The following is a 14966-nucleotide window of genomic DNA, read 5'->3' on the forward strand; positions in this document are numbered from 1 at the left end:
CCCCCCAAGCGCCGCCGCGTCTGAGCTGCGCCGCACCCCCTAGACCCACCAGCGCCTTCATCCAAGGAGAACCAGCCACATGGCGCGTTACACCGGCGCAGACTGCAAGCGCTGCCGTCGCGAGAAGATGAAGCTCTTCCTCAAGGGCTCCAAGTGCGACGGCCCCAAGTGCCCCATCGAGATCCGCCCCTACCCGCCGGGCATGCACGGCCGCGCGCGCACCAAGGAGTCCGAGTACCTCCTGCAGATGCGCGAGAAGCAGAAGGCCGCGCGCATCTACGGCGTGCTGGAGAAGCAGTTCCGCGGCTACTACGAGGAGGCGCACCGGCAGACCGGCAAGACCGGTGAGAACCTGCTGCGCATCCTCGAGTCCCGCCTCGACAACGTCGTGTACCGCGCCGGCTTCGCGCCGTCGCGCGACGCCGCCCGCCAGCTGGTGCGTCACGGCCACCTGACGGTCAACGGCGTCAAGGTCGACATCCCGTCGTACCGGGTGCGCGAGAAGGACATCGTCGCGGTCCGCGAGCGCTCGCACGAGATGACGCCGTTCATCATCGCCCGCGAGACGGCCGGCGAGCGCACGGTCCCGGCGTGGCTCGAGTCGATCCCGACGCAGATGCGCATCCTCGTGCACTCGCTCCCGGCCCGGCAGGTCATCGACACGCCGGTCCAGGAGCAGCTGATCGTCGAGCTCTACTCCAAGAACTGAACACGGACGGACGTCGGCCCGACCGCCTCGGCGGCACGGGCCGACGTCCGGCCACTCCCGGGCGGGGGACAGAGCCCGGCCGGGAGCGCACGGTCGCGAGGTGTCATATGGCGGACACCCGTGGGAAGGAAAACCCGAAGTGCTCATCGCCCAGCGCCCCCAGCTGACCGAGGAGAAGGTCGACGACGTCCGCTCGCGGTTCGTCATCGAGCCCCTCGAGCCCGGCTTCGGCTACACCCTCGGCAACTCCCTGCGCCGCACGCTGCTCTCGTCCATCCCGGGCGCGGCGGTCACCAGCATCCGCATCGACGGCGTGCTGCACGAGTTCTCCACGATCCCCGGGGTCAAGGAGGACGTCACCGAGCTGATCCTCAACGTCAAGTCGCTCGTGGTCTCCAGCGAGCACGACGAGCCCGTCGTGATGTACCTGCGCAAGCAGGGCCCCGGCGCGGTCACCGCCGCCGACATCGCGCCCCCGGCCGGCGTCGAGATCGTCAACCCCGACCTGCACCTGGCCACGCTGAACGCCAAGGGCAAGCTCGAGATGGAGCTCACGGTCGAGCGCGGCCGCGGCTACGTCTCGGCGCAGCAGAACAAGTCCGGCGACGCCGAGATCGGCCGCATCCCGGTCGACTCGATCTACTCGCCGGTGCTCAAGGTCACCTACAAGGTCGAGGCCACCCGCGTCGAGCAGCGCACCGACTTCGACCGCCTCGTGGTCGACGTCGAGTCCAAGGCCAGCATCTCGCCGCGCGACGCCATGGCCTCGGCCGGCAAGACGCTCGTCGAGCTGTTCGGCCTGGCCCGCGAGCTCAACGTCGAGGCCGAGGGCATCGACATGGGCCCGTCGCCGACCGACGCCGCGCTCGCGGCCGACCTCGCGCTGCCGATCGAGGAGCTCGACCTGACGGTCCGCTCCTACAACTGCCTCAAGCGCGAGGGCATCCACACCGTGGGTGAGCTCGTGGGCCGCAGCGAGGCCGACCTGCTCGACATCCGCAACTTCGGCGCCAAGTCGATCGACGAGGTCAAGGCCAAGCTCGTCGGCATGGGGCTGCAGCTCAAGGACAGCCCGCCCGGGTTCGACCCGGCCGCTGCTGTCGAGGCGTACGGCGCGGACGACGACGCCGCGTACGCCGAGGACGAGCAGTACTGAGCCACCTGACCCGACAGCTGACCGACCGGTAGGAGTTCCCCACCATGCCCACGCCCACGAAGGGCCCGCGCCTCGGCGGCGGCCCGGCGCACGAGCGGCTCATCCTGGCCAACCTGGCCCAGGCGCTGTTCGAGCACGACCGCATCACCACCACCCAGGCCAAGGCCAAGCGGCTGCGTCCGCTGGCCGAGCGCCTGGTGACGTTCGCCAAGCGCGGCGACCTGCACGCCCGTCGCCGGGTCCTCGCGGTCATCCGCGACAAGAGCGTCGTGCACCGTCTCTTCACCGAGATCGCGCCCGACGTCGCCGACCGCCAGGGCGGCTACACCCGCATCACCAAGATCGCGCCGCGCAAGGGCGACAACGCCCCCATGGCCGTGATCGAGCTGGTGCGCGAGCCGCTCTCGGCCAAGCAGGCCACGGTCAAGGAGGCGGAGGGCGCCACGAAGCGCGCCGCCAAGAAGTCCGCTGCCAAGAAGACGGCCAAGAAGGCCGCGGCGGCCCCGGTCGCCGACGTCCAGGACGACGTCCAGGACACGGTTGAGGTCCAGGACACCGAGGCGCCGTACGGTGCGGGCTCCGCCGCCCCGCTGGCCGACGGCTCGGCGCCCGAGGGCTTCACCATCAAGGGCAACAAGGACTCGATGAAGTACCACGTGCCCGACAGCCCGCACTACGACCGCACCGACGCCGAGGTGTGGTTCGCCACCGCCGAGGACGCCGAGAAGGCCGGCTTCGAGCCGACCAGCTGGTCGGCCGACCACCCGTACGGCGAGGGCTCGCACGCCCCCGTCGACGGTGACGAGGCGCCCGAGGGCTACGCGATCAAGGGCAACAAGGACTCGATGAAGTACCACACGCCCGAGTCGCAGTGGTACGAGCAGACGGTCGCCGAGGTGTGGTTCGCCACCGCCGAGGCCGCCGAGGCCGCGGGCTTCGTCGCCCCGGGCTCCTCGGACAGCTGAGCTCGTCCACCTCGCAGCACCCGCTGCACCCGCACGGCCGCAGAGCCCGTCACCGCACCGCGGTGTCGGGCTCTGCGCGTGCCGCGCCCACTAGCCTTTCGCCCATGACCGAGCCCGGCGGCGACCCCGCGCCCCTGCGGCTGCGGCTGGACCTCGCCTACGACGGCACCGACTTCTCGGGGTGGGCTGCCCAGCCCGGGCTGCGCACGGTCGAGGACGTGCTCTCGGCCGCCCTGACCCAGGTGCTGCGGGCACCTGCCCCGGTGCGCCTGGTGGTGGCCGGCCGCACCGACGCGGGCGTGCACGCGCGCGGCCAGGTCGTGCACGCGGACGTCGACCCGCTGGCCTGGGCGGCGCTGCCCGGGCGCTCCGACCGCGCACCGCAGGACGCCGCCGTGACCCGGCTGGCCGGCGTCCTGCCCCCCGACGTCGTCGTGCGCTCGGCCGTCGTGGCGCCGCCCGGGTTCGACGCGCGGTTCGCCGCGGTGCGCCGGCGCTACCGGTACCGGCTGTGCGACCGGCCCGGGCAGCTCGACCCGCTGCGCCGGCGCGACACCGTCGTGGTCAAGGGCGCGCTCGACGCGGCGGCCATGGACGACGCGGCGGGGCGGCTCGTGGGGCTGGCCGACTTCGCGGCGTTCTGCAAGAAGCGCGAGGGCGCCACCACGGTGCGCACGCTGCTGGCCTACGGGTGGCGGCGCGACGACGACGGCGTGCTCGAGGCGCGGGTCGAGGCGGACGCCTTCTGCCACTCGATGGTGCGCTCGCTGGTGGGGGCCGTGCTGCCGGTCGGGCAGGGACGTCGTCCGGTCGGCTGGCCGGCGCAGGTGCTGGCGGCGGGCGAGCGCGACCCCGGCGTGGTCGTCATGGCCCCGCACGGGCTCTCGCTCGAGGAGGTCGTCTACCCGCCGGACGACCAGCTGGCCGAGCGCGCGAAGGCCGCGCGCGCCGTCCGCACCCTGCCCTGAGCCACGAATAACCGGTGGTCGCGGCGGTGGCCCGCGCCCTAGCGTCGAGGCGCGCGCCGGGCCACGGCGGGCGGGCCGCACGACGACCGAGGACGGAGACCCGAGGATGCGCCGCACCGACGGATGGATCGCACCCCCTGTCGTCCAGCCCGAGGAAGCCGCCCGTGCCCGTCCTGAACCTCGGCGTCGTCGCCCACGTCGACGCCGGTAAGACCACGCTGACCGAACGTCTGCTCCACGCGACGGGGGTCACCGACCATCTCGGCCGTGTCGACCACGGCGACACCACCACCGACGCCGACGCCATCGAGCGCCAGCGCGGCATCACGATCCGCACCGCGGTCGCGACCTTCACGCTGCCCGCGCCGCCGGGCGACGACGTCACGGTCAACCTCGTCGACACCCCGGGCCACTCCGACTTCGTCGCCGAGGTCGAGCGCGCGCTCGCGGTGCTCGACGGCGCGGTGCTCGTGGTGTCGGCCGTCGAGGGCGTGCAGCCGCAGACCCGGGTGCTGGTGCGGGTGCTCGAGAGCCTGCGCATCCCGTTCGTGGTGCTGGTCAACAAGATCGACCGTGCCGGCGCCGACCCGCAGGCCGCGGTCGAGGCGCTGCGCGAGGCCCTGACGGGCGATGCCGTCGCTCTGGTGGCGGCGCACGACGTCGGGTCGCGGACGGCGTCCGTGCGGTGGCGCGACGACCCGGCGCTCGACGACGAGCTGGTCGACCGGCTGGCCCCGTTCGACGAGGACCTGCTGCGGCAGTACGTCGACGGCACGCAGCCGCCGACGCGCGACCAGCTGCTCTCAGCCCTGGCCGAGCGGTCGCGGACGGGCGACGTGCACCCGGTGCTCATGGGGGCCGCCCTCGTCGGCACCGGCGTCGACGAGCTGCTCGCCAGCCTGCCGCGCTACCTGCCCGTCACCCCGGGGCGGGCCGCAGACCCGTTGCACGCCAGCGTGTTCAGCATCGAGCGTGATGCGGCCGGGCACCGCGTGGCGTACCTGCGGCTGCACGCCGGCACGCTGGCCGCGCGCGATCACGTCGTGGTGCACCGCCGCGGACCCGGCGGGACGACGTCCGAGCACGAGGCGCGGGTGATGGAGGTCGCGACGTTCGACCACGCGGCCGTCACCGTCGACCGCCCCGCGCGCGCCGGCGAGATCGCGCGCGTGCAGGGCCTGGCCGACGTCGCGGTCGGCGACCAGCTCGGCCGGTGGGACCCCGCCCGCGGCGGCCGGCACTTCGCGGCGCCGGGGCTGGAGTCGGTGGTGCGAGCTCGCGACGACGAGCAGCGGATCGCGCTCTTCCAGGCGCTGCAGCAGCTCTCGGAGCAGGACCCGCTGATCGACGCCCGCCTCGACGGGCTCGACCACGAGGTGACGGTGAGCCTGTACGGCGAGGTGCAGAAGGAGGTGCTGGCCGCCCGGCTGCTCGCCGACCACGGCGTCGTCGCCGACTTCCTGCCGACCCGGGTCGTGCACGTCGAGAGGGTGACCGGCACGGGCGAGGGGTTCGACCGCACCAGCCTGGGCAACGCCTCCCTGGGGCTGCGCCTCGAGCCCGGGACGTCGGGTGGCGGCGTCTCGTACCGCCTGGGCGAGGGGGTCGAGCGGGGCTACCTGCTGCCCTCGTTCCACGTCGCGGTCGAGGAGCAGCTGGCGGTCGAGCTGCGCGAGGGGCGGTGCGGCTGGCGGCTCGAGGAGGGCTTGGTGGTGGTGACGCACGCGCGCTTCAGCGCCCCGACGCCGTCCGCGGGGGAGTACCGGCGGCTGACGACGTCCGCCTTCCGCCAGGCGCTCGCCGCGGCGGGCACGGTGGTGTGCGCCCCGGTCAGCCGGTTCGAGGTCGACCTGCCGTCGTCCGCGCTCACCGCGGTGCTCGCGCGGCTGGTGGCCCTCGGCGCGACGCCGGTGCCCACCGAGGTGGGGCTGGCGCGCAGCCGGGTCACCGGCACGATCGCGACCGAGCACGTCCACGACCTGGAGCAGCGGCTGCCCGACCTGACCGGCGGCCTGGGCAGCCTGTGGACCGAGCCGGCCGGGCACGAGCCGGTGGTGGGCGACCCGCCGTCGCGCCTGAGCAGGCCCTGAGCGCGCGGCACCCACCCGGGAAATCAGGTGCCGGGTGTCGGTGCGCTCGGCCAGACTGGTGGCTCGTGGGACACGTCGACGTCAACAGCGTCAGCTATCACCTCGCGGACGGCCGTCCGCTGCTCGACGACGTCTCGTTCCGGGTCGGCGACGGCGCGACGGTGGCGCTGATCGGCCCGAACGGCACCGGCAAGACCACGCTGCTGCGCATCATCGCCGGTGACCTCGACGCGCACGGCGGCGCCATCACCCGCAGCGGCGGGCTCGGCGTCATGCGCCAGTTCGTCGGGCAGGTGCGCGACACCTCGACCGTGCGCGACCTGCTGCTCACCGTGGCCCCGCCGCGGGTGCGCACGGCCGCCGCGGCGCTCGACGCCGCCGAGCTGGCGATGATGGAGTCCGACGACGAGCGCGTGCAGATGCGCTACGCCCAGACCCTCAGCGACTGGGCCGACGCGGGCGGCTACGAGGCCGAGACGCTGTGGGACGTCTGCACCGTCGCGGCGCTCGGCGTCCCGTTCGAGCGGGCGCAGTGGCGCGAGGTGCGCACGCTGAGCGGCGGCGAGCAGAAGCGCCTGGTGCTCGAGGCGCTGCTGCGCGGACCGGACGAGGTGCTGCTGCTCGATGAGCCCGACAACTACCTCGACGTCCCGGGCAAGCGCTGGCTGGAGGCCCGGCTGCGCGAGACGCCCAAGACCGTGCTGCTCGTCAGCCACGACCGCGAGCTGCTCGAGCAGGCCGCCGACCGCATCGCCACGCTCGAGCCGGGAGCCGCGGGAAGCACCGTGTGGGTGCACCCGGGCCGCTTCTCGACCTACCACGACGCGCGGCGCGAGCGGATGGCCCGGCTCGAGGAGCTGCGCCGCCGCTGGGACGAGGAGCACCAGAAGCTCAAGGACCTCGTGCAGTACTACAAGACCAAGGCGGCCTACAACAGCGACATGTCGAGCCAGTACCACGCCGCCGAGAAGCGGCTGGAGCGGTTCGTCGACGCCGGGCCGCCCGAGGCGCTGCCGATGAAGCAGGACGTGCGGATGCGGCTGCAGGGCGGGCGCACGGGCAAGCGCGCGGTGGTCTGCGAGCAGCTCGAGCTCACCGGCCTGATGCAGCCCTTCGACCTCGAGGTCTGGTACGGCGAGCGCGTGGCGGTGCTGGGCTCCAACGGCTCGGGCAAGTCGCACTTCCTGCGGCTGCTCGCGGCCGGCGGCAGCGACCCCGACGCCGAGCACCGGCCGGTCGACGACGTCGTCATCGCGCCGGTGCTTCACGCCGGCCGGGCCCGCCTGGGCGCCCGCGTGCGGCCGGGGTGGTTCGCGCAGACCCACGAGCACCCCCTGCTGCTCGGCCGCACCCTGCTCGAGATCCTGCACCGCGGCGACGAGCACCGCGACGGGCTGCCGCGCGAGCAGGCGGCCCGCGCGCTCGACCGCTACGAGCTGGCCCGCTCGGGCGAGCAGGTCTTCGAGACGCTCAGCGGCGGTCAGCAGGCGCGCTTCCAGATCCTGCTGCTCGAGCTCAGCGGCGCCACGCTGCTGCTGCTGGACGAGCCCACCGACAACCTCGACCTGCACTCGGCCGAGGCGCTCGAGGACGGGCTCGCGGCGTTCGACGGCACGGTGCTGGCGGTGACGCACGACCGGTGGTTCTCGCGCGGCTTCGACCGCTTCCTGGTCTTCGGTGCCGACGGCACGGTCTACGAGGCGCCCGAACCGGTGTGGGACGAGGCCCGCGTGGTGCGCGAGCGATGACAGCACGAGCGACGACGGCACGAGCGACGAGCACGGACAGGACGGAGACGGTGATGGACGGCGGGTGGCAGGGGCTGCGCACGTGGGCGGCGTCGTTGGAGATGCACCGGCGGGCCCGGCTGGTGCGGGTGCTGCTGCTCGTCACGGTCGCCGTGGGCGCGGTGCGGGTGGTGCTGAGCCAGGCGCAGCGGGCGGCGTTCGTGCAGGCCTACGGCGAGTCGCGGCACCTGGACATGACGAGCTTCCTGGGCCAGGAGATCGCCAAGCGCGAGGCGCCGGGGCACCTGAACGCTGCGCTGTTCAGCCTGCTGTGCGCGCTGCTGGTGGCCGTGCTGGTGCGGCCGGTCACCCAGGGCGCGCCGTGGGCGCGCAACGCCGCCGTGGTGCTGAGTGCCGTCGCCGGCCTCAACACCTTGGCCTACATCGCCGTGCCCGCCCCGTGGTGGGACATCGCGATGGCGCTCGGCGTCGTGGCGCTGTCGGCCGCGGTGATCCTGCTGCTGTGGCTCTCGCCCGTGATCGGCGACCCGCAGGAGCGGCGCGACGCGCGGCTGGCCGGCCGCTGAGCGCAGGTTTCCGTTCGGTCACGAGTTGGGGCCCGGTTGGGTCACGACCGCTGACGGGGCGACCGGGCGCCGCCTAGGGTCGCGAGGGACGGCGGTCGCACGGGCCGGAGGAACCTCCCGGGGCCTGTCGCGGCCGTCGGTCTGGAGGCCGGTGATCGACGTCAGGGACCTCGAGGTCCCGCCCGCGGACGGTGCCTGGGACACGGCACCGGATGCGCTGCGCTCCGCCGTCGTCCTGCTCGTGCCGGTGGCGGCCCTCGCGGCGCTGCGGGTCTGGATGGTCGGCACCCAGTGGTCGGCGTTCCAGGGCGCGTTCGGCAGGTCGCACGGGCTCGACATGACCACCGACGCCGGGTGGGTGACCGCGGCGCTGCGGACGCCGGGCCAGTGGAGCTCGCTGGTCGACGTGTGCGCGGTCGCCCTGCTGGCCGCCATGGTCGCCGGCGTGCTGCGCCGGGTGAGTGAGGTGCGCTGGGTGGCGGTCTTCGTCGCGGTGGGCGTGGCGGTCGACGCGCTGGCCTCGCTCGCCTACGCCGTGCCGTGGTGGTACCTCGTGGCCACCGCGATGCTGGCCGGCTGGCTGCTGCTGCTCGGCGTGCTGCTGGGCCGCCCGTCGACGTCCATGCACCTGATGCCCGAGCCGCTGGTGCTGCGGGAGGCGTGGCTGCACGGCGAACGCCCGGCCCGGCGCGAGCGCCGCTGAAAGATCTTGCAGAAAGTTGCTGCAGGGGTCTTCCACCCCGCTGCCAGCGCGGTCTAAGGTCCGAACCAGGCTGAGCCAGGCCAGATCGGACACCGCGGACGACGTCGTCCGCCCTGCTGGGAGCGCGCCATGACCGCAACGCCCGCACCGCCCGCACCGCCCGCCTCCGTCCACCGCCACCCGGCCCGGTTGCGCGCGCTGGTCGCGACCACCGTGCTGGCCCTGACGGCGGCGCTCGTGGGGGTGCTCCCCGCTCCCGTCGCGCGGGCCGCCGAGACGCCGGTGCCGTCGTCCGTCACGCTCGCGGGCTCGCTGCAGAGCGAGCTCGGGTGCCCCGAGGACTGGCAGCCGGGGTGCGCCGCGACGCACCTGACCCGGGTGGGGGACTCGCCGACGTTCGTCGGGCGCTTCCGGGTGCCCGCCGGCAGCTACGAGCTCAAGGTCGCGCTGAACGACTCGTGGGACGAGAGCTACGGGCAGGACGGCGGCTCGGCGAACATCCCGCTCGTGCTGGCCGGCCCGGCCACGCTCGAGTTCAGCTACGACCACAGCACCCATCGCGTGGGCGTCGCCCCGACCGACCTGCCGGGCAAGGTCACGGCCTCCGACCGAGCGCTGGCCGCCCCGAGCCTGCGCCAGCCGCTGACCCGCGAGCGCTTCTACTTCGTGATGGCCGACCGGTTCGCCAACGGCAGCACCGCCAACGACGCGGGCGGTCTGACCGGTGGCCGGCTCGAGACGGGTCTGGACCCCACGGCCAAGGGCTTCTACCACGGCGGCGACCTCAAGGGCCTGACCAGCCGGCTGGACTACATCAAGGGCCTCGGGACGACGGCGATCTGGCTCACGCCGTCGTTCAAGAACCGCCCGGTGCAGGGCACCGGCTCGGACGCCAGCGCCGGCTACCACGGCTACTGGATCACCGACTTCACCCAGGTCGACCCGCACCTGGGCACCAACGCCGACCTGAAGAAGCTCATCGACACCGCGCACGGCAAGGGCATGAAGGTCTTCTTCGACATCATCACCAACCACACCGCGGACGTCATCGACAACACCCAGCAGCAGTACAGCTACGTCAGCAAGACCGACGCGCCGTACAAGGACGCCGACGGCGTGGTGTTCGACGACAAGAAGTACGCGGGCACCGACAGCTTCCCGACGCTGGACGCCCAGTCCTTCCCGCGCACGCCGGTCTTCCGCAGCGAGGCCGACAAGACGGTCAAGGTGCCGGCCTGGCTGAACGACCCGCTGAAGTACCACAACCGCGGTGACTCCACGTTCGCCGGCGAGAGCGCCGAGTACGGCGACTTCGTCGGGCTCGACGACCTGTTCACCGAGCAGCCGGCGGTGCTCGCCGGCATGACGAAGATCTACGAGAAGTGGGTCGACTTCGGCATCGACGGCTTCCGCATCGACACCGTCAAGCACGTCAACATGGAGTTCTGGCAGTCCTTCTCGCCGGCGATGCTGGCGCGCGCCAAGGCCGACGGCAACGACGACTTCTTCATGTTCGGCGAGGTCTACGACGCGCGGCCGTCCTTCATGTCGCAGTACACGACCACCGGCCGGCTGCCCTCGACGCTCGACTTCGGCTTCCAGGCCGCGGCCAAGGACTTCGCCACGGGCCTGAAGACCACCGGCCTGCGCGACCTGTTCGCCGACGACGACTACTACACCGACACCGACTCCAACGCCTACGAGCTGCCGACGTTCCTCGGCAACCACGACATGGGCCGCATCGGCTACTTCCTCATGGCCGCCGGGATCACCGGTCAGGACGAGCTGCTGCGGCGCGACACCATGGCCCACCAGCTGATGTACCTCACCCGCGGCCAGCCGGTCGTGTACTACGGCGACGAGCAGGGCTTCACCGGCGCGGGCGGCGGCAACGACCAGTCCGCCCGGCAGGACATGTTCGCCAGCCAGGTCGCCGAGTACAACGACGACCCGGTGGTGATCGGCGGGGAGAAGGGCAGCAAGGACCGCTTCCTGACCGGCTCGCCGATGTACCGGGCGATCTCGCAGGTCGCCGCGTTGCGGCAGGCGAACCCGGCGCTCGCGGACGGCACCCAGGTGCACCGGTACGCGTCCTCGTCCGCGGGGATCTACGCGTTCAGCCGGGTCGACCGCAAGAGCGAGGTCGAGTACCTGGTGGCCGCGAACAACGCGACGACCGCCAAGACGGTCGACGTCGCGACGTTCTCCGAGCACGGCCGCCTGACGCCACTGCTCGGCAGCCGCACGACGCTGCGCACCGACCGCGAGGGCCGGACGTCGATCACCGTGCCGCCGCTGTCGGTGGCGGTGTGGAAGGCCACGCGGCCGGTCGACCACCGCCGGTCGGCGCCGGCGGTCTTCCCGTCGTCGCCGCAGCCCGGCGGCGTCGTCGGCGGCCGCGCCGAGATCGGCGTCGCGGTGCCCGAGAACGCGCTCGCCGAGGTCACCTTCGCCTACCGCCCGGTGGGGACGACGTCCTGGAAGCGCCTGGGCACGGACGACAACGCGCCGTACCGCGTCTTCCAGGACACCACCGGCATGGCCAAGGGCACGATGCTCGAGTACCGCGCGGTGCTGAAGGACAGCAGCGGCAACTACTCCGCGACCTCGACCTACGGCGTCGTCGGCGACCCGGCACCGGCCGGCGGCGGTGGTGGCGGAGGCGTCGGGCCGGTCACCCAGCCCACGACCGTGGGCGTGCCGGGCAGCCACAACTCCGAGATGGGTTGCGCCGGGGACTGGTCGGAGACGTGCGACGTCTCGCAGCTGACGCTGGACGCCAACGACGGCATCTGGAAGGGCACGTACACGCTGCCCCCGGCCGCCTACGCGTACAAGGCCGCGATCGACAAGTCGTGGACCGAGAACTACGGCGCCGGCGCGGTGAAGGACGGGCCGAACATCGAGTACACCGCGCCTGCAGGACCGGTGTCGTTCTACTACGACCACTCCACGCACTACGTGACGTCGGACGCGCAGGGGCCGATCGTCACCGCGCCGGGCTCGTTCCAGTCCGAGCTCGGCTGCTCGGCCGACTGGGCGGCGGACTGCATGCGGCCGTGGCTGCAGGACCCGGACGGCGACGGCGTGCTGACCTGGCGCACCGACCAGATCCCCGCCGGCAGCTACGAGGTGAAGGTGGCTCACGGCCTGAGCTGGGACGAGAACTACGGCGCCGGCGGGGCTCCGGGCGGCGCGAACATCGCGTTCACGGTGCCGGGGGAGGGCGTCGTCACGACGTTCTCGTACGTCCTGGCCACTCACGTGCTGACGGTGTCGACGTCACGCGCGGGCGCTGCTCCTGACCTGACGAAGGCCAAGGCGCACTGGGTCGCTCGCGACGTGATCGCGTGGCCCGCCAACGGGATCCCGGCGGGGACGAAGCCCGAGACCCTGCGCTGGCGGCTGCACTGGTCGGCCAGCGGCGGGCTCGCCGTCGACGACGAGGCCGTGACCGGTGGCTCGTCCGCGCCGCTGCGCTACGACCCGGCCGGGCTGCCCGCGTCGGTCACGGCGAAGTACCCGCAGCTGGCGGGCTACCTCGCGCTGCGGCTCGACCGCCGCACGGCCGACCGTGCCCGCGAGATCCTGCGCGGTCAGGTGGCGGTGGCCCAGTACGACTCGCTGGGCCGGCTGACCGACGCCACCGGGGTGCAGATCCCCGGCGTCGTCGACGACCTGTACCGCGGCGCGCAGCGCGCCGACCTCGGCGTGGCCTGGCACGGCCGCTCGCCGTCGTTCGCGCTGTGGGCGCCGACCGCGCAGGACGTCGACCTGCTGGCCTGGCGTGCCGGGCACGAATCCGCTGCGCCGCAACGGATCCAGGCGCGGCGCTCCTCCGACGGCGTGTGGACGGTGCCGGGCAGCAGCTCGCTGGCCGGCGCGCAGTACCTCTACGACGTCGCGGTCTACGCGCCGTCGACGCTGGAGGTCGAGCACAACCAGGTGACCGACCCGTACTCGGTCGCGCTCACCACGGGCTCGACCCGGTCGGTGGCGGTCGACCTGTCGTCGTCCGCGCTGCGCCCGCGGCAGTGGGAGAGCACGCCCTCGCCCCGTCTGGCGCAGGACGTCGACACCTCGATCTACGAGCTGCACGTCCGAGACTTCTCGATCGGCGACAAGACCGTGCCCGCGGCCCACCGGGGCACGTACCTCGCCTTCGCGGACGACGGCGACGGCACCAAGCACCTCAAGGCGCTGGCGAAGGCCGGGCTGAACACCGTGCACCTGCTGCCGACGTTCGACATCAGCAGCATCGAGGAGCGCCGCAGCACGCAGAAGACGCCGGACTGCGACCTCGGCGCGCTGCCGCCGAGCTCGGAGCAGCAGCAGGCCTGCGTCAGCGCCGTCGCGAAGGACGACGGCTACAACTGGGGCTACGACCCGTACCACTACCTGGCGCCCGAGGGCTCCTACGCGACCGACCCCGAGGGCGGCGCGCGCGTCAAGGAGTTCCGCACCATGGTCGGCGCGCTGCACGCCGACGGGCTGCGCGTCGTCCTCGACCAGGTCTACAACCACACGTCCGCGTCCGGTCAGGCCGACACCTCGGTGCTCGACAAGGTGGTGCCGGGCTACTACCAGCGGCTGAACCCGACGAGCGGTGCGGTCGAGACCTCGACCTGCTGCCAGAACGTCGCGACCGAGCACGCCATGGCGCAGAAGCTCATGGTCGACTCGGTGGTCACCTGGGCGCGGGCCTACAAGGTCGACGGGTTCCGCTTCGACCTCATGGGCCACGCCTCGCGCGACAACATGCTGGCGGTGCGGCACGCCCTCGACCAGCTGACGCTGCGCCGCGACGGCGTCGACGGGCGCTCGATCTACCTGTACGGCGAGGGCTGGAACTTCGGCGAGGTGGCCGACAACGCGCGGTTCTACCAGGCCACGCAGGGCCAGCTCGGCGGCACCGGCATCGGCACGTTCAGCGACCGGCTGCGCGACGCGGTGCGCGGCGGTGGGCCGTTCGACGACGACCCGCGGATCCAGGGCATCGGCTCGGGCCTGGCGGGCGACCCAAACGGCGCGCCGGCGAACGGCGACGCGGCGCAGCAGGCCGCGACGCTCGCCCACGCCACCGACCTGGTCGAGCTCGGGATGGCCGGGAACCTGCGGGCGTACACGTTCCGCTCGTCGTCCGGTGCCGTCGTCCGGGGCGACCAGGTCGACTACAACGGCCAGCCGGCCGGCTACGCCGACCAGCCCGACGAGGTGATCAGCTACGTCGACGCGCACGACAACGAGACGCTGTGGGACGCGCTGACCCTGAAGCTGCCGCAGGGCACGCCGATGGCCGCGCGGGTGCGCATGAACACCGTCTCGCTCGCGACCACCGCCCTCGGCCAGTCGCCGTCGTTCTGGCACGCGGGCGCCGACCTGCTGCGCAGCAAGTCGCTCGACCGCAACAGCTTCGACTCCGGCGACTGGTTCAACACCCTCGACTGGACCGGCAAGGACAACGGCTTCGGCCACGGCCTGCCGCCGAAGGCCGACAACGAGGCGAAGTGGCCGTTCCAGCGGCCGCTGCTGGCCGACGCGTCGCTCAAGCCGACCGCGGCGGACGTCGCCACGGCCAGCGCGGCGGCGCAGGACCTGCTGCGGCTGCGGACGTCGTCCCGGCTCTTCCGCCTCGGCTCGGCCGCGCTGATCGGGCAGAAGGTGTCGTTCCCGACGAGCGGCACCGCCTCGGCCCGGCCCGGGGTGGTCGTCATGCGGGTCGACGACACCGTCGGCCCGGACGTCGACCGCGCGCTGAAGGGGCTCGTGGTCGTCATCAACGCCTCGGCCTCGGCGGTCAGCCAGCCGGTGCCGGGGCTGTCCGGCCACGCGCTGGCGCTCTCGCCGGTGCAGGCGGCCGGCTCCGACCCGGTGGTCAAGGGCACGACGTGGTCGTCAGCGACCGGGACGGCGACGGTGCCGGCGCGCACCGTGGCCGTGCTCGTCGAGCGGTGACCTCGGTGCGGGGTCGCGCGTTTTGACCCCTGCGGACGGCGACGGGTACTCTGGACCGTCGTCGTGCGTGTCCGGCGTGCCCTCGCAGCAGGGCCGGCGCTGGACC

9 protein-coding genes and 1 pseudogene are annotated in these 14966 nt (G+C 73.0%); all 10 read left to right on the plus strand.

Annotated elements, in window-relative coordinates; all coding sequences use genetic code 11:
* The first annotated feature begins 79 nt into the window (after positions 1–79).
* The 10 genes and pseudogenes from rpsD (at position 80) to pulA (ending at position 14860) form a co-directional block, all read left to right on the plus strand.
* Positions 80–709: a 30S ribosomal protein S4 gene (gene rpsD / locus ACYVJ4_RS02900; protein WP_460458608.1), complete on the plus strand. Its 630-nt coding sequence runs from the start codon at positions 80–82 to the stop codon at positions 707–709.
* A 139-nt stretch (positions 710–848) separates the two neighbouring features.
* The gene (locus tag ACYVJ4_RS02905) at positions 849–1865 is read left to right on the plus strand and encodes a DNA-directed RNA polymerase subunit alpha (RefSeq protein ID WP_460458609.1); all 1017 of its coding nucleotides are present in this window, start codon (positions 849–851) and stop codon (positions 1863–1865) included.
* 44 nt (positions 1866–1909) lie between these two features.
* Positions 1910–2623: pseudogene (rplQ, locus tag ACYVJ4_RS02910) on the plus strand (50S ribosomal protein L17, sunset domain variant); the annotation flags it as partial.
* Between the two features lie 66 nt (positions 2624–2689).
* Complete coding sequence (locus ACYVJ4_RS02915; RefSeq protein ID WP_460458652.1) at positions 2690–2830, plus strand: sunset domain-containing protein; 141 nt, start codon at positions 2690–2692, stop codon at positions 2828–2830.
* A 104-nt stretch (positions 2831–2934) separates the two neighbouring features.
* Positions 2935–3798 (plus strand): tRNA pseudouridine synthase A, encoded by an 864-nt coding sequence (locus ACYVJ4_RS02920; protein ID WP_460458610.1) that lies wholly within the window; start codon positions 2935–2937, stop codon positions 3796–3798.
* A 164-nt stretch (positions 3799–3962) separates the two neighbouring features.
* On the plus strand, positions 3963–5888 hold the full coding sequence (locus ACYVJ4_RS02925) for a GTP-binding protein (protein WP_460458611.1): 1926 nt from the start codon (positions 3963–3965) through the stop codon (positions 5886–5888).
* Positions 5889–5953: 65 nt separating this feature from the next.
* Entirely contained in the window at positions 5954–7636 is a 1683-nt protein-coding gene (locus ACYVJ4_RS02930) for an ABC-F family ATP-binding cassette domain-containing protein (protein ID WP_460458612.1), read from the plus strand.
* Between the two features lie 50 nt (positions 7637–7686).
* Positions 7687–8202, plus strand: a complete 516-nt coding sequence (locus ACYVJ4_RS02935; protein ID WP_460458613.1) for a hypothetical protein — start codon at positions 7687–7689, stop codon at positions 8200–8202.
* 151 nt (positions 8203–8353) lie between these two features.
* On the plus strand, positions 8354–8905 hold the full coding sequence (locus ACYVJ4_RS02940; protein ID WP_460458614.1) for a hypothetical protein: 552 nt from the start codon (positions 8354–8356) through the stop codon (positions 8903–8905).
* Positions 8906–9034: 129 nt separating this feature from the next.
* Positions 9035–14860: a pullulanase-type alpha-1,6-glucosidase gene (gene pulA / locus ACYVJ4_RS02945; protein WP_460458615.1), complete on the plus strand. Its 5826-nt coding sequence runs from the start codon at positions 9035–9037 to the stop codon at positions 14858–14860.
* The last annotated feature ends 106 nt before the right edge of the window (positions 14861–14966 follow it).

Source organism: Angustibacter peucedani (assembly GCF_054779595.1).

Excerpts from the sequence above, each read along its gene's own strand:
- rpsD (WP_460458608.1), top strand. The coding sequence starts at position 80 with ATGGCGCGTTACACCGGCGCAGACTGCAAGCGCTGCCGTCGCGAGAAG.
- ACYVJ4_RS02920 (WP_460458610.1), top strand. The coding sequence starts at position 2,935 with ATGACCGAGCCCGGCGGCGACCCCGCGCCCCTGCGGCTGCGGCTGGAC.
- pulA (WP_460458615.1), top strand. The coding sequence starts at position 9,035 with ATGACCGCAACGCCCGCACCGCCCGCACCGCCCGCCTCCGTCCACCGC.